This window comes from Nonomuraea sp. SYSU D8015 (assembly GCF_008065375.1).
In the GTDB taxonomy this organism is placed as follows: Bacteria; Actinomycetota; Actinomycetes; order Streptosporangiales; family Streptosporangiaceae; genus Nonomuraea.
This window is the reverse complement of sequence record NZ_VJYI01000008.1, coordinates 295209-313429: the sequence shown is the minus strand read 5'-3', so window position 1 is coordinate 313429 and position 18221 is coordinate 295209. Positions and strand designations below refer to the sequence as shown.

16 protein-coding genes, 1 tRNA gene and 1 pseudogene are annotated in these 18221 nt (G+C 70.4%); 13 read left to right on the top strand and 5 right to left on the bottom strand.

Features of this window, described 5'->3' with window-relative positions:
• Positions 1-109: 109 nt before the first annotated feature.
• The 11 genes from ID574_RS31580 to ID574_RS31530 all read left to right on the top strand — a co-directional run bounded on the left by ID574_RS31580 (position 110) and on the right by ID574_RS31530 (position 7921).
• Positions 110-1267 carry a hypothetical protein gene (locus tag ID574_RS31580; RefSeq protein WP_188192624.1) on the top strand — a complete coding sequence of 386 codons (1158 nt, stop codon included), beginning with the start codon at positions 110-112 and terminating at the stop codon, positions 1265-1267.
• A 97-nt stretch (positions 1268-1364) separates the two neighbouring features.
• Positions 1365-1691, top strand: a complete 327-nt coding sequence (locus ID574_RS31575; RefSeq protein WP_188192623.1) for a PadR family transcriptional regulator — start codon at positions 1365-1367, stop codon at positions 1689-1691.
• The gene (locus ID574_RS31570) at positions 1688-2587 is read left to right on the top strand and encodes a hypothetical protein (RefSeq protein ID WP_188192622.1); all 900 of its coding nucleotides are present in this window, start codon (positions 1688-1690) and stop codon (positions 2585-2587) included. Before ID574_RS31575 ends, ID574_RS31570 begins: the two co-directional genes overlap by 4 nt.
• An 18-nt stretch (positions 2588-2605) precedes the next feature.
• Positions 2606-3400, top strand: coding sequence for a uracil-DNA glycosylase (locus ID574_RS31565; RefSeq protein ID WP_188192621.1), 795 nt, complete (start codon positions 2606-2608; stop codon positions 3398-3400).
• A gap of 95 nt (positions 3401-3495) precedes the next feature.
• Entirely contained in the window at positions 3496-4812 is a 1317-nt protein-coding gene (locus ID574_RS31560) for an NAD(P)/FAD-dependent oxidoreductase (RefSeq protein WP_188192620.1), read from the top strand.
• A 78-nt stretch (positions 4813-4890) separates the two neighbouring features.
• Positions 4891-5403: a glycine cleavage system transcriptional repressor gene (locus tag ID574_RS31555; RefSeq protein ID WP_188192619.1), complete on the top strand. Its 513-nt coding sequence runs from the start codon at positions 4891-4893 to the stop codon at positions 5401-5403.
• Between the two features lie 43 nt (positions 5404-5446).
• Positions 5447-5971 carry a peptide deformylase gene (locus ID574_RS31550; protein WP_188192618.1) on the top strand — a complete coding sequence of 175 codons (525 nt, stop codon included), beginning with the start codon at positions 5447-5449 and terminating at the stop codon, positions 5969-5971.
• A 49-nt stretch (positions 5972-6020) separates the two neighbouring features.
• Positions 6021-6093 (top strand) — tRNA-Leu (locus ID574_RS31545).
• Positions 6094-6263: 170 nt separating this feature from the next.
• A complete protein-coding gene (locus tag ID574_RS31540) occupies positions 6264-7058 on the top strand; it encodes a Bax inhibitor-1/YccA family protein (protein WP_188192617.1) in 795 nt (264 codons plus the stop codon).
• A gap of 168 nt (positions 7059-7226) precedes the next feature.
• A complete protein-coding gene (locus ID574_RS31535) occupies positions 7227-7460 on the top strand; it encodes a DUF4287 domain-containing protein (RefSeq protein ID WP_127936493.1) in 234 nt (77 codons plus the stop codon).
• Between the two features lie 53 nt (positions 7461-7513).
• Complete coding sequence (locus ID574_RS31530) at positions 7514-7921, top strand: PPOX class F420-dependent oxidoreductase (protein ID WP_188192616.1); 408 nt, start codon at positions 7514-7516, stop codon at positions 7919-7921.
• A 263-nt stretch (positions 7922-8184) separates the two neighbouring features.
• Here ID574_RS31530 and ID574_RS31525 read toward each other — a convergent pair whose 3' ends face one another.
• From ID574_RS31525 to ID574_RS31515, 3 genes are all read right to left on the bottom strand, one after another.
• A complete protein-coding gene (locus ID574_RS31525; RefSeq protein ID WP_188192615.1) occupies positions 8185-9402 on the bottom strand; it encodes an acetyl-CoA C-acetyltransferase in 1218 nt (405 codons plus the stop codon).
• A 47-nt stretch (positions 9403-9449) separates the two neighbouring features.
• Positions 9450-10796, bottom strand: a complete 1347-nt coding sequence (locus ID574_RS31520) for a PQQ-binding-like beta-propeller repeat protein (protein WP_188192614.1) — start codon at positions 10794-10796, stop codon at positions 9450-9452.
• Between the two features lie 82 nt (positions 10797-10878).
• A complete protein-coding gene (locus ID574_RS31515) occupies positions 10879-11862 on the bottom strand; it encodes an SGNH/GDSL hydrolase family protein (RefSeq protein WP_336245572.1) in 984 nt (327 codons plus the stop codon).
• 127 nt (positions 11863-11989) lie between these two features.
• On the opposite strand from ID574_RS31515, the gene ID574_RS31510 reads away from it, so the two are divergent.
• Positions 11990-13360, top strand: a complete 1371-nt coding sequence (locus ID574_RS31510) for a cystathionine beta-synthase (protein ID WP_188192613.1) — start codon at positions 11990-11992, stop codon at positions 13358-13360.
• Here the strand turns inward: ID574_RS31510 and ID574_RS31505 are convergent.
• Positions 13357-14214 (bottom strand): NAD(P)-dependent oxidoreductase, encoded by an 858-nt coding sequence (locus ID574_RS31505; protein WP_188192612.1) that lies wholly within the window; start codon positions 14212-14214, stop codon positions 13357-13359. The two genes, ID574_RS31510 and ID574_RS31505, sit on opposite strands and share 4 nt — an antisense overlap.
• Positions 14215-14279: 65 nt before the next feature.
• Here ID574_RS31505 and ID574_RS31500 point away from each other — a divergent pair, with 65 nt between their 5' ends.
• On the top strand, positions 14280-17381 hold the full coding sequence (locus ID574_RS31500) for an AfsR/SARP family transcriptional regulator (RefSeq protein ID WP_223167256.1): 3102 nt from the start codon (positions 14280-14282) through the stop codon (positions 17379-17381).
• Here ID574_RS31500 and ID574_RS62460 read toward each other — a convergent pair.
• Positions 17304-17930: pseudogene (locus ID574_RS62460) on the bottom strand (sensor histidine kinase); the annotation flags it as partial. The gene ID574_RS31500 and the pseudogene ID574_RS62460 overlap by 78 nt on opposite strands.
• Positions 17931-18221: the final 291 nt, after the last annotated feature.

The following is an 18221-nucleotide window of genomic DNA, read 5'->3' as shown; positions in this document are numbered from 1 at the left end:
AGGTAAAGGGGCATTACGGGGGCTTTGCCATATCGCTGTGTACGGAAGGTACCGGCGTGGCGACCGTTCCCGAGCGCGTCTTTTCCCTCACGGAATGGAGCACTCTCACATGAAGTTCTCTGGGTTAGCAGCGCGCAAGGCGGCGGCCTTCGGCGCGTCCGCCGCGATGCTGGCCGCCCTGGCCGCGGGGCTGGTCGCCGCCCCCGCACAGGCGGCGACCTCCAAGGCCGGACCGAAGGTCGCGGTGTCCGCGCCCAAGGCGACGCCTGGCAAGTACGAAGGTTCCTGTCCGGTCAAGGTCAACTTCTCGGCCAAGATCAAGGTGCCGCTGAAGGGCAAGACCGAGCTGGCCTACCGCTGGCTGCACGGTGACGGGTCCAAGGGCAAGGTCCAGGTGATCAAGCTCAAGGGCAAGGGCACCAAGACGGTGACCGTCAAGCAGTCCATCACCTTCAAGGAGAGCGTCAAGGGCTGGGAGGCCGTCCAGGTCCTCGGTCCGAAGAAGGCCATCTCCAAGAAGACGTACTTCTCCGTCTCCTGCGAGAAGCCGCAGCAGTCCGACCCTGATGACGACGTCTACATCGAGAACCCCGTGGAAACGAGGGTGTCGGCCCGCGCCTGGGCCAGCCCCGACTCGTACGTCGGCACCTGCACCCCGGGCGACAAGATCGGCTTCACCGGCCTGATCAAGGTCAACCGGCCGAGCTGGGTCAAGTACCGCTGGGTGCTCAACGGTGACGTCGTCGACTACGGCAAGGTCAAGGTCTACGACGTCCGCAAGGTCGGCTTCGGCTTCTCCCCGCGTGAAAGCCACCGCGGCTGGGCGCAGCTGGAGATCCTCCGTCCCGACTACGCGTCCTCCAACCGGGCCTACTACAAGGTCTGGTGCAAGGACCCGGCCCCGGCTCCCGCTCCCGTGAAGGTCTCGGCCACCACTCCGGTGACCGCGACCAACCACGACGGCTGCAAGGTCAGCGCCCACGCCACCATCAGCACGACCGGTGCGGCGAGGGTTCAGTGGACCTGGGCCGTGAACGGCGAGTCCGTGAGCAAGGGCGAGGCCTACTTCGGCGCCTTCAACGCGAAGACCGTCGAATTCGGCGACCGCCCGCTGACCGGTGACGCCACCAAGGGCGGCACCGTCACGCTGACGGTCACCGGGCCGAACAACAGCGTGGTGGAGTCGCAGTCCTACGCTGCGTGCAACACGCCGGCTCCGGTCACGCCTCCGTCCGACAAGCCGACGCCTACTGAGTCGTCCAAGTGAACGACGGTGTGACTGAGTAACGACCGGGTGGTGCCTTCGTGGCGCCACCCGGCTTTCTTGTTGCCACTACTACGCTTTGCGCAGTAGTGTGCTTCGCGTGGATAGCAGCCAGCTGCTCAAGGGCGTGCTCGACCTGGCCGTGCTGGCCGTGCTCAACGAGCGCGACGGCTACGGCTACGACGTCGTGCGCAGGCTGAGGGAGGCGGGCCTGGAAGAGGTCGGCGACGCCTCCGTGTACGGCACGCTGCGCCGCCTGTTCAAGGCGGGCGCCCTGACCTCATATGTGGTCGCCTCCGATGAGGGGCCGCACCGCAAGTACTACGGGCTCAACGAGGTCGGCAGGAGCATGTACGCCACGCAGGCCAAGACCTGGGCCTCTTTCGCGGCCACCATGGCATCGCTGTTGGAGGAGAGACGAGGATGACCCCCGAGGAGTACGCGCAAGCCGTACGCGACGTCGTGGGCGACCACCCGGACCGGGAGGAGTTGCTCGAAGACCTCGACGATCACCTGGCGGAGATCGCCGCAGAGTCGGACCTGCCACTGGAAGACCGGCTCGGCCCGCCGTCGGTCTACGCCGAGGAGCTCATGGCCGCCTACGGAGGTCGTTCGGAGGGCCGCCGGAAGCGCCGTACGACGCCGCGGGAATGGGTTTCGCCGGCGCACGCCGCGATGATGCGCCATGGCTCCTACAGGAGCTTCGTGGGCTTCCTGCCGGAGCTACGGCCGGGTTGGTGGGTGCTGCGCGGCTACCTGCTGGCGATGCTGCTGCTGTCGGTGGCCGACCACGCCAGGCTGGCTCCGCAGAGCCTCGCCGACTGGGCGCTGGTGGCGGCGGCCGTCTGCGTGTCGGTGTGGTCCGGCAGGCGGCGGAGGGGGCGCGCGCTGGGCCTGCTCGCCTCGGCCGCCAACGTCGCCGGCGCGCTGGCGCTGTTCTTCGGCCTGGTGACGGCGGCGTCGTGGAACAACGGGGCGGACCACGGCGGGTTCATGGCCGAGCCCTCGCCGAACGTCTACGTGCAGCCGGCGTCGTCGTTCAACGAGGTCTACAACATCAAGCCCTACGCCAAGGACGGATCCCCGCTCACCGACGTCTACCTCTACGACCAGGACGGCAAGCCGGTCATCACCAGCCCGGAGGAGTACGGCTACACCGTCGACAGGTCGTGCGGCGAGCCGATTCTCAACCGCTACCCGCTGCCGCTGGTGCCGCAGGACGGGATCGCGAACGAAACCGCCACTCCGGCCGTCACCTGCCCTACCACGGAACCCCCCGTCCCGCCGGTGACCGCTGAGCCGGAGCCGACACGCGGCAAGTGATCGGGCACGATCGGTCTTATGAGCTTCGTACCACCTGGCACCGGCTGGCCCGGCGACCCCGCGACCGCTGACACCCCGGTCGCCCTGGACCCCGCGGACGTGCGCCGCCTCGCCTCCTCCAGCAGCACCCTCGCGGAGCTCACGGCCAGGCAGTCCGTCTGCCGGGCCTGTCCCCGCCTGGTGGAGTGGCGCGAGCAGGTCGCCACGGTGAAGCGGCGCGCGTTCGCGGACGAGACGTACTGGGGCCGTCCCGTCCCGGGCTGGGGTGACGAGCACCCGCGGATCCTGATCGTGGGGCTGGCGCCGGCCGCCCACGGGGGCAACAGGACCGGGCGCATCTTCACCGGCGACCGCAGCGGCGACTGGCTGTTCGCCTCGCTCCACCGCAGCGGACTGGCCGCCCAGGAGACCAGCACGCACGCCGGCGACGGCCAGAAGCTCCTCGGCGCGCGGGTGCTGGCGTCGGTGCGCTGCGCGCCGCCCGCCAACAAGCCCACGCCGGAGGAGAAGAGCGCCTGCTTCCCATGGATGGCCCGCGAGGTGACGCTGGTCGCGCCGAGCGTGCGGGTGGTGGTGGCGCTCGGCGGGTACGCCTGGCAGGCCATGTGGCCGGCGCTGAAGGACGCGGGCTACGAGCTGCCGCGCAGCCGGCCGCCGTTCGCCCACGGCGCCGAGGTCGAGGTCCGGTACGCCGGCGCCCCCGTGACGCTGATCGGCTGCTACCACCCGAGCCAGCAGAACACGTTCACCGGCCGTGTCACCGCCCAGATGCTGGACGACGTCTTCACCAGGGCCAGGTCACTGGCTGTGTGACGCGTTCCACCACCCCCGGATTGGATTCGTCGAGAGCGCTTGACGTAAGCTTGTGAATGCTTTCACAAGCATTCCACGAGGGATGGGGCCTCAGGATGAACAAGCACATACTCATCGTCGGCGGTGGATACGTCGGCCTGTACACAGCGCTCCGGCTGCAGCGCAAGCTCCATCGCGAGCTGCGCGGTGGCGAGGTGCGCATCACGATCATCGACCCCCAGTCCTACATGACCTACCAGCCCTTCTTGCCTGAGGCGGCTGCGGGTAACCTCTCACCCCGGCACCTGGTGGCCCCGCTGCGGCGGATCCTGCCGAAGGTGCGGATACTCAACGGCACCGTCACCAAGGTCGATCACAACGAGCGCGTCGTCACCTTCCAGCCGGCCGAGGGCAAGCCGCGCCAGGTGGCCTACGACATCATCGTGATGGCCGCCGGATCGATCTCCCGTACGCTGCCCATCCCCGGACTCACCGACATCGGCATCGGCTTCAAGACCGTGGGCGAGGCCATCGCGCTGCGCAACCGCGTGCTGCACCTGCTCGACGTCGCCGAGTCGACCGACGACCTGAAGGTGCGGCGCAGGGCGCTCACGTTCGTCGTGGTCGGCGCGGGCTTCGCCGGCGTGGAGGCGCTGGCCGAGCTTGAGGACATGGCCAGGGACTCGGTGCGCTACTACCGCAACCTCAGGGCTTCGGACATCCGGTGGGTGCTCGTCGAGGCCACGAACCGGGTGCTGCCCGAGGTCGGCCCCGAGATGGGCAAGTGGACGCTGGAGCAGCTGCGTGAGCGCGGCATCGACGTCAAGCTGGAGACCCGGCTCGAGTCGTGCGTGGACGGGCACGTGGTGCTCTCCGACGGCACGAAGTTCGAGGCCGAGACCCTCGTGTGGACCGCCGGCGTCAAGCCCAGCCCGGTGGTGAAGGACAGCGACCTGCCCCTCGACGAGCGCGGCCGGATCAAGACCACGACCATGCTCACCGTCGCGGGCACGCAGGACGCCTTCGCGGCCGGCGACGCCGCGGGCGTGCCCGACGTCACGAACCCCGGACAATACTGCGCGCCCAACGCCCAGCACGCGGTCCGGCAGGCCAAGGTGCTGGCCGACAACATCGTCCGCCACCTGCGCGGACAGCAACTGGTCGAATACCGCCACAAGTATGTCGGATCGGTTGCCGGGTTGGGCCTCCATCAGGGCGTCGCCAATGTCTATGGCGTCAAGCTTCGCGGATTCCCTGCGTGGTTCATGCACCGGACCTACCATCTGTCGCGGGTGCCGACGCTGAACCGCAAGGTCCGTGTCGTCGTCGATTGGACCCTGGCCCTGTTCTTCAAGCGAGAGACGATCTCGCTGGGTGAGATGGAGCATCCGCGCGAGGACTTCAGGGCCGCCGTCGCGACGATGCGCCGCTAGCCCGGGTACGGCAGCGCCCCGGTGAGCCTCGCCGGGGCGTTTCGGCGCCCCTGTGAGCAAGCGGAAGGGGTACCACGGGTGGGTCTCTCAGCGGTGACCGTGCTCGGCGTGGACAGGCCGGGAGTGATCGCCGCAGTCACCGGTTCCCTCGCCGAGTGCGGGGCGAACATCCAGGACTCGACCATGACGCTGCTCGGCGGCCACGTGGCGATGATGCTGCTGGTCTCCGGCGATCTGGACTCCGACGAGCTGCTCAAGCGACTGCGGGCGCCCGATCTGGTGGTGACCGCCTCCGCCATCGAGGCGCGGCGGCACTTCTGCGAGGACGGGGGCGGGCTCGGCTACGTGCTGACCGTGCACGGCCCCGACCGGCCCGGGATCATCTCGGCCATCAGCGCCGTGCTCGCCGCCGACGGCGGCAACATCACCGGCATGAGCACCAGGCTCACCGGGCGGCTCTACGTGCTCATCGCCGACGTCGAGCTGCCGAAGGAGGTGGACGTGGCGGCGCTCATGCGCAGGCTGGCGGCCGTCGGCGCCAGCCTCGACTCCGAGATCACCTTCCGCCCCGTCGAACCGGATCTGCTGTGAGGGAGCGAGCCATCAGATTCGGGGATCCGGCGGAGGAGGACCGGTGAACCTGCCTCGGGGGACCCCGCGGGAGGTGCTGGCCGCCCCGCATCCGATCCTGTCCACCGTGGCCGAGCCGGTGGACCCGACCGCCCCCGAGGTCGTGGCCGCGGCCGCCGATCTCCTCGCCACCCTTCGCGAAGAGCCGTCCACCACGGGCCTGGCGGCCCCCCAGATCGGCCTGAGCTTGCGCCTGATCGCCTTCGACGTCGGACTCCACCCCCGCAGCCGCTCATGGGCCGGAGAGCTCGTGGTGGCCAATCCACGGCTTGCCAGGGCCTCCCACTGGGACCATGGGCGGGAGGGCTGCGCTTCGATCGCCGGGCTGTCCGCTGACGTCCTGCGCGCGACACGTATCACCGTAACTGGGCATTTGCCAGGCGCGGGCGAGGCAGTCACCATCGAAGCTGATGCCTTCGAAGCCCGTTGCATTCAGCACCAACTGGACCATCTGGACGGTCTACTCTTCTTGGACAGAGTGCCAGGAGCTCTATCGCTTCACCGCAGACTTCACAGATGTGACGCCTGATGCGAAGTTGTGCTCCTCGGAAGCATGGTCCGTTTCGTATGATTGCGGCGCCCCCGTAGCCCAATGGCAGAGGCAAACCCCTTAAAAGGGTTGTAGTGCGGGTTCGAATCCCGCCGGGGGCACATGCCTCTACCATTGGAAATGCCTTTTCCTGAGCAGGGATGACCACGGGAACTCTTCGGCAGCCACGCTCGTTGTCAACGCTGCCGTAGTCCCATATGAACATCGATCTGAGCGCGAGTTGACCAAGGTGCCGCCCAGCCCCGTAGGCTTGGCGTCACAGGAGGCAGCGATGGAGAGCAAGAACCCCGTTTTCAGCAGATCACGCCGCCAGGCAGGCGGGTGGTCAGGGCCCGCCGCCCCGTCCCCGGACGTGCTGCAGAACATGTACGACGCGCCGTCGTACGCACCCCCGAGCCGGCCCGCGTACCGGACCATGACGCTGGACGACGTCGTGGTGCGCGGGTTCATCACCCTAGGCGCACTCGTCGTGGCCGCGGCGGCGGCCTGGATCCTGCAGGTTCCGCCCGTGGTCGCGATCGGCGCCGCCGTCGTCGCCCTGATCCTGGGCCTGATCGCCTCGTTCACGATGAGCACCAACCCGGCGCTCATCCTCGCGTACGCGGTGTTCGAGGGCGTGTTCCTCGGCACGATCAGCCGCCTTTTCGAGGGGCTGGTCAGTGGCATCGTGTTGCAGGCGGTGCTCGGCACCGCATTCGCCTTCGGCGCGGTGCTGACCGTCTACGCGCTACGTGTGATCCGCGTCACACCGAAACTCGTGAAGTTCGGCATCGCGGCCGCGATCGCCGCCGTCGGGCTGCTGCTCGTCAACCTGCTGGTGGGCCTCTTCAACGGCGTGGGCCTGGGCCTGCGCACCGACACCCCGCTCGGCTGGATCTTCAGCATCGTGATGATCCTGATCGGCTGCTTCTTCCTGCTGCTCGACTTCGCCTCGGTGGAGGAGGGCGTCAAGCAGGGGGCACCGGAGAAGTTCGCCTGGCAGTGCGCGTTCGGGCTGACGCTGAGCCTCGTGTGGATCTACCTCGAGGTCCTGCGTTTCGTCTACTACTTCAGTAACAGCGACTGATCGTTCAGCCGCGCGTCATCACCGAGGGCCCCGCCGTTCACGCGGGGCCCTCTCTTTGTGCGATCGAAAATCTACGTGCCGTCACGAAATGATGCCTGGCTTGGGGCTTGCCATTCGGACGATGGTGTTGCAGTGTCAAGCAAAGGACCTTATTCCGCGGAGGTGCCCATGTCCTTGAACCACTCACCGGAGATGCAGACGAAGTTGATCGCAAGGGTCCCGGCCATCACGGGACGCGAACTCCCAGAGTGGTTCCAAGCACTTGACAACGGCCCGAGCTTCCTACGGTGCGACGAGCGGGCCAACTGGCTCGCCGACGAGCACGGGCTCACTCACGGCTACGCCGCCGCGATCGTCCTCGAGCACGAGCGGCAGCGCCGTAACCGCATGGGCTTCATCTAAGCCCATCCATCCCCGCGCCCGTGCCTCAAGCACGGGCGCGTCATCATGTGTGGATGGATCTCGACAAGGCTCTCGCCTTTCTCCGCGCCAACCACAACGCCGTCCTGCTCACCCGGCACCCCGACGGGCGTCCCCAGATGTCGCCGGTGACGGCCGGGGTGGAGGATGATCGCATCGTCGTCAGCACCAGGGAGACGGCGATCAAGACCCGCAACGTCCGCCGCGACCCGAACGTCTCGCTCTGCGTCTTCACCAAGGGCTTCTACGGCGACTGGATCCAGGTGGACGGCACGGGCGACCTCATCTCCCTGCCCGAGGCCATGGACCACCTGATCACCTACTACCGCAACATCTCGGGCGAGCACCCCGACTGGGACGACTACCGCGCCGCCATGATCCGCGAGCGCCGCGTCCTCCTCCGCATCACCCCGACCCACGCCGGCCCCGACCGCCACGGGTAGAGCCCGCCGCCGACCCGCCGTCACTCACCCCGACAGCTGGCGAATGGCGCTGCGCCGTGCCCGTGCTGGAGCCCGGGTGCCAGCACGCCCAGCCGGCCAAATCGGTCGTGTGCGATCGGCCGGCTTGTCCCGGCGCTGGGACGGCGGGATGTGGTGCGGCGATGTTCGGCGCATGGATCGGTGAGCTGCCGGTTCTCGGCGGTCGGTGGGCTGTCGGCGTTGGATGCCGCCAGGCGGGTTCTCGCCGCCGGCTCGGTGAGGCGTCAGGCCAGGCGTTCGACGATCATGGCCATGCCCTGACCGCCGCCCACGCACATCGTCTCCAGCCCGATGGTCTTGTCATGGTGCTGCAGGCTGTTGATCAGCGTCGACGTGATGCGGGCACCGGTCATGCCGAACGGGTGCCCCACCGCGATCGCGCCCCCGTTCACATTGAGCCGGTCCAGATCGATCCCCAACTCACGGTAGGACGGGATCACCTGAGCGGCGAAGGCCTCGTTGATCTCGACCAGGTCGACGTCGTCGATGGCCATCCCGGCCCGCGCCAGCGCCTGCCTGCTCGCCTCCACCGGGCCCAGCCCCATGATCTCGGGCGACAGCGCCGACACCCCGGTGGACACGATCCGGGCCAGCGGGGTGATCCCGAGCTCGGCGGCCTTGACGTCGCTCATCACGACCACGGCGGCCGCCCCGTCGTTGAGCGGGCAGCAGTTGCCGGCCGTGACGGTGCCGTCGGGCCGGAAGACCGGCTGCAGCGTGGCGACCTTCTCGTACGTCGTGCCGGCCCGAGGCCCGTCGTCCTGGCTGACCACGGTGCCGTCGGGCATGGTCGCGGGCGTGATGTCCTTGGCCCAGAACCCGTCGGCCAGCGCCTTCTCGGCGAGGTTCTGCGAGCGTACGCCGAACTCGTCCTGCTCCTGGCGGCTGATGCCCTTGAGCTGGGCGACGTTCTCGGCGGTCTGGCCCATCGCGATGTAGATGTCCGGGATCGCGCCGTCCTCGCGCGGGTCGTGCCAGGACTGCCCGCGCTGGGCGAACGTCGCCGTACGGGCCACAGCCTCCTGGAAGATCGGGTTCTGCGTGTCGGGGTGCGAGTCTGAGCTGCCCTTGGCGAAGCGTGAGACGGTCTCCACGCCGGCCGACACGAAGACGTCGCCCTCGCCCGCCTTGATGGCGTGGAAGGCCATCCTGGTGGTCTGCAGCGACGAGGAGCAGTAGCGCGTGATCGTGGTGCCGGGCACGTCGTCGAGGCCGAGCATCACGGCCACCACCCGCGCCATGTTGAACCCCTGCTCGCCGCCCGGCAGGCCGCACCCCAACATGATGTCGTCGATCGTGTGGGGGTCGAGCTGGGGCACCTTCGCCAGCGCCGCCTTGATCATCTGCACGGTCAGGTCGTCGGGGCGGATGTCCTTCAGCGACCCCTTGAAGGCTCGTCCGATGGGAGAACGCGCGGTTGCGACGATGACTGCCTCGGGCATGGCCCCTCCTCGTTTCGGCGCTACTACCCGAACTATATTCCAGAGGCTCAGCCGTACATGCCCGGGGCCGTCGCGGTCTGGTCGTTGACGGCGTGCAGAGCGCCTTTCTCGTCGCGCCACAGCCGCCAGCCGTCATGGCTGCCGGTGAACCAGGGCGGCGGCGCGGCGGCCGGGGAGACGCGCTTGCCGGTGCCGAGGTCGTACTCGCAGAGGGCGGCCGTGGAGTAGAAGCCGGGGGGCTGCCCGCGCAGCGGCAGCGGCTTGGGGTCGGTGACGCAGAAGGACCAGCCGCGCTGCTCCTCCACGGGCACCGGCTTGCCGGAGACGAGGTCGAAGGCGGTGCCCTTGGCGTTGTGCTGGAGGAAGCCCAGTTTGTCCATGCGGTCGGGGAAGGCCAGCCACCAGCCCGACCCGGGCACGTCGGCCGCCGTGATCTGCCCGAGGACCCGGCCGGACTCCGAGTCGAGCCGGGCGAAGCCGCCGTAGGCGCCCCGGCGGTCGACGGGGCGCACGACGGGGGCGTAGCCGGGGCTGCCGCTGGGATAGACGCGGACGACCGAGGGCCGGATCCAGTTGATCGTCCCGTCGGCGATCTTGACGGAGAACAGTCCGAAGGTGGAGACCTTCTTGGTCTGGGGATTCGTGTACGGGGCGATGTATCCGACCAGATTGTCCCCCGTGGCGCCGAACGCCCACCCGCCCGACAGGTCGATGCCGGGACCGAGGGCCTGTTCGATCGGCTGCTGCCACTGGAGCTTGCCGGTCTTGATGTCGTACGACTCGATCATGGGGTCGTCGGCGAGCCTGAGCAGCAGCACCCGCGCCTGATCGGACCACTCGACCTCGGAGATCCCGGGCAGGTTCCACAGCTGTTTGCCGGTGGCCGGGTCGAGCACCACCATCCGGGCCTTGGCCAGCGCCGTGTGCTCGGACAGGCAGATGTACGGCCCGCAGCGCTGCGGCCCGAACGTCGAATGCACCGGCCGGGTCCACTTCTGCACCCCGGATTGGGCGTCGCGGGCCACCAGGGTGGCGTTCCAGCCGGCCTTCTTGGCCGGGTCGAGGGCGACGACCACGCCCTGGTGCCGGGCCGTCTCCACGATCGCGGGGGCGGAGACGCCCATGCCGGGCAGGCGCCCGGCCATCGTGGCCGGATAGGCCCACAGCCGCTTGCCGTCGCGAAGGCCGATCGCGACGGTCTCCAGCGTGCCGTCGGGTTTCATGGAGGTCGTGGCGACGACCCCGCCGGCCGCCGTGGTGCGGCTGACCGCGTTGACCTGGCTGTTGTGCCAGGTCGGGTATTTCGAGGTGGTCGCCGCGTCGCTGCCGGAACACGCGGCGACGGCCAGGGTTCCGGCGAGGGCGATGGACGGTGTGCAGAGGGGCCGGAGCACGGGCAATTCACTCCCAAAGGGACGAGGAGTGACGGCTCGGGCTCGGAGGGTGACCGGACCGAGACAGGCGTCGCCAGAGCGGTCAGGCGTCGCTGGGCTGCTCGCCGAGCCGCCGGCGGAACAACGCCGCCCACTTCCCGTGCAGGCCCGTCGCCCGCCCGTCGACCCGGGTCGCGGTGACCTCGGTGCCGGGCTCCTCCGCGGCCGTAGCCGCCGCAAGGTAGATCGGTTGCAGTGCTTCGCCGCGCGCGAGGCGCGGCTCAGGCCACAGCCCCAACGCAGCGCACACTGACGGTAGCACCGCGTAAGCGGCCTGCGCGTAACCTCGGGCAGATGGATGGAAACGATCGGGTCCGAACATTTCTGCCGGGTTTGTCTCGAATTCCGGGCCCAGGAGGTCGGCGAACGCCACCGTGCGCCCGCCCGCGTCGACCACCGCCACCGTCTGCGCCGCCGCGAGCTGGCGGCTCCAGCGCCGGGCCACCCAGCGCAGCGGCTGCGAGAGCGGCCGTACGGTGCCGAGGTCCGGGCACGTGCCCACGACCACCTCGGCCCCCGCGTCCCGCAGCCGCCGCACGGCCTTGGTCAGATGGCGTACGGCGGTCGCGGGCGGCGTCTGGGTGATGATGTCGTTGGCCCCCACGAAGATCACCGCCACGTCGGGCCGCATGTTCAGGGCCGCGTCCACCTGCTCGCCCAGCTCGGCCGACGGGGTGCCGGACTTGGCGGCGACGAGCAGCTCCACCGGGCGCTCCGCGATCGCGGCCAGGCCGTGGGCGATCAGCACGCCGGGGGTGTGGGCGGGGTCCGTCATGCCGAGGCCGACGGCCGTGGAGTCGCCGAGCATGGCCAGTTTGAGCGGCTCTCCGGGGAAGTCGCCGTACGTGCCGTCTGAGGGCGGGCCGTCCAGGCCATGCGGTTGGCCGATGACCCTGCGCGCGAGCAGGCCCTCCGCGATCAACAGTCCGTATGCCGTGGCGCCGAGCGCCGTCAGGCCGCCACCTCCGAGCGCCGCCGCGGTCGCGATCTTGCGTGCCGCGCGGGCCATCCCACCTGCCCCCACCACCTATGTGCCTCCCCGGTCGAACTCGGCGGTAGCGTTTGCATGAAAACTAGCCGAGGGCCCGCCACCCCCAATGGATCTCGGCCACAGGCAAGCTGATCAAGCTTTGGCAAAGAAGGTGAACACCTCGGTGCGCGTTTACGATTCCCTGGTCGACCTGATGGGCAACACCCCGCTGGTCAGACTGCACAAAGTCACCGCGGGTCTGCCCGCCCAGGTGCTCGCCAAGGTCGAATACTTCAACCCGGGTGGCTCGGTCAAAGACCGCATCGCGGCCCGCATGATCGAGGCCGCCGAGAAGTCCGGAGAGCTGCGCCCGGGCGGCGTGATCGTCGAGCCGACGTCCGGCAACACCGGTGTGGGCCTCGCGATCGTGGCCCAGCAGAAGGGCTACCGGTGCCTGTTCGTGGTGCCGGACAAGGTGGCCCAAGACAAGATCGCGGTGCTGCGCGCGTACGGGGCGGAGGTCGTGGTCTGCCCGACCGCCGTCTCGCCCGACCACCCCGACTCCTACTACTCGGTCTCCGACCGGCTGGCCCGCGAGGTGCCCAACGCCTGGAAGCCGGACCAGTACTCCAACGTCAACAACCCGGAGTCCCACTACCACTCGACGGGCCCGGAGGTGTGGGCGGACACCGAGGGCCGGGTCACGCACTTCGTGGCCGGCATCGGCACCGGCGGCACCATCAGCGGCGCCGGCCGTTACCTCAAGGACGTCTCCGACGGCCGGGTGAAGATCATCGGTGCGGACCCGGAGGGCTCGGTCTACTCGGGCGGGTCCGGGCGGCCGTACCTCGTGGAGGGGGTCGGCGAGGACATCTGGCCGGCGACGTACGACACCACGATCTGCGACGAGATCATCGCGGTCTCCGACAAAGACTCCTTCACCATGACCCGCCGGCTCGCCCGGGAGGAGGGGCTGCTGGTCGGCGGCTCGTGCGGGATGGCGGTCGTGGCGGCGCTGCGGGTGGCGGCGAAGGCGAACAAGGACGACGTCGTGGTCGTGCTGCTGCCCGACGGCGGCCGCGGCTACCTGTCGAAGATCTTCAACGACGACTGGATGGCCGACTACGGCTTCCTGACGACCTCCTCCGAGGAGGGGCTGGTCGGCGACGTGCTGGCCCGCAAGGGCGGGGCGATGCCGGAGTTCGTGCACGCGCACCCGCACGAGTCCGTCAAGACCGCGATCGCGATCATGCGCGAATACTCGGTGTCCCAGCTTCCGGTCATGAAGGAGGAGCCGCCGGTCATGGCGGCCGAGGTGATCGGCTCCATCGTCGAGCGCGACCTCCTCGAAGCCCTCTACCACGGCAGGCTCTCCTCCGACGATCCGATCGCCGATCACATGTCCGCTCCGCTACCCACGATCGGCAGTGGTGAACCTGTGGCGCGTGCGGTGGAAGCGCTGGAGAAGGCGGATGCGGCTGTGGTGCTGGAAGACGGCAAGCCCGCCGGGCTGATCACCCGGCAGGACCTGCTCGCCTTCCTCGCCAATCATTAGGGCTTTGTGATCGACTCGATCACGGTGCCGAGGCCCTCGTGGCCGCGCCCCTCGGCGTCGGCCCGCTCGAAGAGCGCCTTCAGCGCCTTCGGCACCGTGGTCTCCACGCCGGCCTGCTCCAGCGCCTCGACGACGTGGCCCATGCCGACGGCCTGCATGTGCAGGGTGTTCTCCTCGCCGGGGTAGGCCCCGGCCTCGAACTCCTCGGTCAGGATCTTCGCGTACCCCATGGGGCCGTCGGAGCCGAGCTGGGTGAACAGCGACTGGGCGAACGGCAGGAACTCCGACGGCGACACCCCGGCGGTGCGCAGGAACGCCATGGCGTGCATGTGGCTGGTCAGGCTGGACCAGAAGGTCAGCAGCTGGGCCTGGTAGTACATCATGGCCAGGCCCTGGTCCGGGCCCACGTAGGTGATCTCGCTCAGCGCCTCCAGCGTCCCCGCGTGCCGGTCGAGCACGTCCTTGGGGCCGCTGTAGAACGTGTACGCCCCCGGCTGGCCGATCCCCGGCGGCGGCACCATGATGCCGGCGGTGATCAGCGTGCCGCCGCGCCCCTCCACCCACCTGGCCGCCTCGCGCAGCCGCTCCGGGGTGTCCGAGCTGAGGTTGACCACCACCTTCCCGTCCAGCCGGGCGTCGCCGAGGCTGTCGTACATCGCCTGGTAGCTGATCTGGCTGACCACCAGCAGGTCGCCGTCCGCCGCCGTGACCGCCCTGGCGGCGCCTCTGGCCAGCAGCGGCTCGGCCTTGCTCGCCGTGCGGTTCCACACCTTGACCCGGTGGCCCGCGGCCAGGAACGTCTCGGCCATCTTCGATCCCATCGGGCCGAGCCCCACAACCGTCACTTCACTCATGCCCCCACCTTCGGACCCGCCGCTACGGAAATCCTTCGGGCCCGCTACGGGTTGACCATCATGTGGTGCGATTCGGGGTGTTGGGGCCGCTGGCGGTGTGGGTCGACGGACGGTCCGTTCAGGTGGCCGAGGCCAAGGTCAGGGCTCTCCTGGCCGACCTGCTGGCGCACGACGGCGGGCCCGTCCCGGTGGACCGGCTGGTCGAGGACCTCTGGGGCGAGCGGGCCGGGCGCAACCCCGTCGGCACCCTCCAGGCCCGCGTCTCCCAGCTGCGCCGCGCGCTCGGCGATCCCTCGTCGATCACCCACGGGCCTGCCGGGTACCGGCTGGGTCCCCACGACAGCGACGCCGCCCGCTTCCGAGCCCTCGTCAACCGGAGGTCCGCGGATCCGGTCGCGCGGGCGGCCGAGCTGGAGCAGGCGCTGGCATTGTGGCGCGGGCCCGCGTACGCCGACTTCGCCGACGCCGGCTTCGCCCGCGCCGAGGCGGCGAGCCTGGAGGAGATGCGCCTGGCGGCGCTGGAGGAGCAGGCGGAGGTACGGCTGGAGCTGGGCGAGCCGGTCGAGCTCGGCGAGCTGGTCGCCCGGCATCCGCTGCGCGAGCGGCTGCGTGCCTCGCACATGCGGGCGCTGTACCGGGGCGGGCGGCAGAGCGAGGCGCTGGCCGCGTACGAGGAGCTCCGGGAGCGGCTGCGGGACGAGCTCGGCGTGGACCCCTCACCGGAGCTGGCCCGGCTGCACCAGGCGATCCTGCGCCAGGATCCGGCGCTGGCCCGGAGCCCGGCCCCCGCGTCGAACCTGCCCGCGCCGCTGACGGATCTGATCGGGCGGGACGCCGAGCTGGCCGAGGTACGGGCGTTGCTGGCGGCGTCCCGGCTGGTGACGCTCACGGGGCCGGGCGGGGTCGGCAAGACCAGGCTCGCCCTGGCCGCCGCCCGCGACCACCGGCCCGGCGCGATGTTCCGGGACGGCATGTGGCTGGTCGAGCTGGCCGGTGCGGTCAACGTGGCCGAGGCGGTCGCGGTCGTGCTGGGCATCCGCGACGACGCCGCCCTCGCCCTGGCTCCCCGGGTGGCCAGGGCGCTGGCGGGCAAGCGCATGCTGCTGGTGCTGGACAACTGCGAGCACCTGGTGGCGCAGGCCGCCGAGGTGGTGTCGCGGCTGCTCCAGGCCGCGCCGGGGCTGCGGGTCCTGGCCACCAGTCAGGAACCGCTGCGGATCGAGGGCGAGCGGGTGTGGAGCGTGCCGCCGCTGGCGCCGGAGGCGGCGGTGGAGTTGTTCGCGGCACGGGCGGGCATCGAGCTGGACGCCACCGTGGCGGAGATCTGCGCCAGGCTCGACGGCCTGCCGCTGGCGCTGGAGCTGGCCGCCACCCGGGTGCGGGCGTTGGGGGTTCGTGAGCTGGCCGATCGGCTGGACGATCGGTTCAGGCTGCTCAACGCGGGCCTGCGGGACGCGCCTGCGCGGCAGCGGACGCTCCGGGCGATGATCGACTGGAGCTGGGAGCTGCTGGGCGAGGCCGAGCGGGTGGTGTTGCGGCGGCTGGCGGTGCACGCCGACGGCTGCACGCTGGAGGCGGCCGAGGAGGTGTGCGCCGAACCGGGCGTGGACGTGCTCGACACGCTCGCCCGGCTGGTGGACCGCTCGCTGGTCGTGCGGGCCGGGGCCCGCTACCGGCTCCTGGAGTCCGTGGCGGCCTACTGCGTGGCGCGGCTGCGCGAGGCCGGCGAACACGACGTGATCAAGGTGCGGCACGCGCGTTACTACACGGCGCTGGCCGAGCGGGCGGACCTGCGGGGAGCGGGGCAGCGGGAGTGGCTGGCGCGGCTCGACGCGGAGCGGGCCAACCTGCGGCTCGCGCTCGCGGGCCCGGAGGCGTTGCGGCTGGTCAACGCCCTTGCCTGGTACTGGATGCTGCGCGGCAGGCTTCAGGAGGCACGCAGGGCGCTGGCGGCCGCGCTGGCGGCTCATGAACCGGACGATCCCGCGGCGGCGCGGGCATCGGTGTGGCTGGCCGCGATCGAGCTGTCGCTCGGCGAGCAGGTCTCGCCGGTGCGCCGCGACGGGCTCGACCGGGAGGGCATGGCGCTGGCCGACTGGCTGCTCACCAACGTCCGCTGGGCGTACGGCGACCGTGCCGTGCACGAGGCGGCGGCGAACCGGGCGCTGGCCGCGTACGAGGAGCTGGGCGACCGGTGGGGTGTGGCGGCGGCGCTGTGCCTGCGTGCCAAGCTCACCGTCGGCAGGGCCGACCTGGCGGCGATGGAACGGGACGGCGAGCGCGGGCTGGCGTTGTTCAGGGAACTGGGCGACGCGTGGGGGCAGATCGAGGCCATGGACGTGCTCGACCGGGCGGCCGAGATCCGAGGCGACTACGCGAAGGCCACGCGGCTGCGTGAGGAAGGCCTGCGGCTGGCCGAGGAGCTGGGCTTCGAGATCTCCTTCAAGCTGGCCTCCCTCGGGCGGATCGCGTTGCTGAAAGGCGACTACGAGCGGGCCGACGACTACCACGAGCGCGCCAGGCGGGTGGCCGTCGAGCAGTCCTACCGGTCGGCCGAGGAGAACGCGCTGCTCGGGCTGGCCATGGGCGCGCGGCGGCAGGGCCGGTACGAGGAGGCGGAGTCGTACCTGCGGCCCGTGCTGGACTTCCTGCGGCGGGTGCGGGGGACACCTGGGATCGCGCTCGTCATGGCGGAGCTGGGGTTCGCCGCCGAGCAGCGGGGTGATGCGGAGACGGCGCTGGCCAGGCAGCGCGAGGGGCACGAGGCGGCGCGGGCCACGGGCGACCCGAGGGCGATCGCCCTGTCCCTCGAAGGGCTGGCCGGGGCCATGTCGCTCCCGGAGGTCGGCTGCCCCGCGGAGGCGGCCCGGCTGATCGGGAGGGCGGCGGCCATGAGGCGGGCCGTCAGCGCGCCCCTTCCCCCAGGGGAGCGGAGGGACGTGAAGCGGATCACCGGCCGGCTGCGTGCCGCCCTGGGCGACGGCGCGTTCGAGGCGGCGTTCGCGGCGGGGGAGGAGTGGGGCTCAGGGCAGGGGGAACTCGGCGACGACCTCCCAGGCGCCCTCCGGGGAGGGGCCGGCGTAGAGCCTGCCGCCCAGCGCCTCCACCCGCTCGGCCATGCCGACGAGCCCGAACCCGCCGCCAAGGCGAGAAACCCGCGGATCTGACGCCGACCCGAAGTTCCGCACCCGCAACACCACGACCTTCTCGTGCCGCCGCAGATCCGCCTCCACCCAGGCGGCGCGGGAGGCGTGCTTGCGCACGTTCGTGAGCGACTCCTGCAGCACCCGGTGCAGGGTCGTCATGACCTCCGGCGGCAGCGTCCGGTCGTCCAGCCCCGGCCCGATCTCGAACGCCACCCTCGGCCCGTCGGCCGAGAACCGCTCGGTCAGCATCCGCAGGTCCGCCAGCGTGACGCCGGGCTTGCGGGCGGGATCGTCCTCGGTACGCAGCACCGCCACCATGCGGCGCATCGACGTCAGCGCGTCCGACCCGGCCGCGGCGATCGCGTCCAGCGCCGGAGCCACGGCCTCCGGCCTGGTCTCGGCCACCGTACGCGCGGCCTGCGCCTGGACCACGATGCCCGTGATGTGGTGGGCCACCAGGTCGTGCAGCTCCCTGGCCAGCTCCAGCCGCTCCGCCCGCCGTACCGAATGGACGGCCTCCGACCGGCGCTCCTGCTGGAAACGCAGGTAGCCGCCGACCCCGGCGGCCATCGACCACCCCGCGAACAGCAAGAACGAGAACGCCAGCCCCTGGCCGTGGTAGTCGCGCCCGACCGCCTCGGACATCAGCACGACCAGTCCCACGCAGGAGAGCGCGGCGGCCCTCCGCACCGGCTCCACGTGCCTGAGCACGCCGATGGTGAGGATGAGCAGCGACCCGGTCTCCGCCATGCCGGGCACGCCCGCGAACTCGGTGCCCCCGATCACCGTGGACGTGCCGAACGACAGGGCGAGCATGATGTGGTAGCCGTTGACGCGGTGTCTGCGCCGCAGCACGACGGC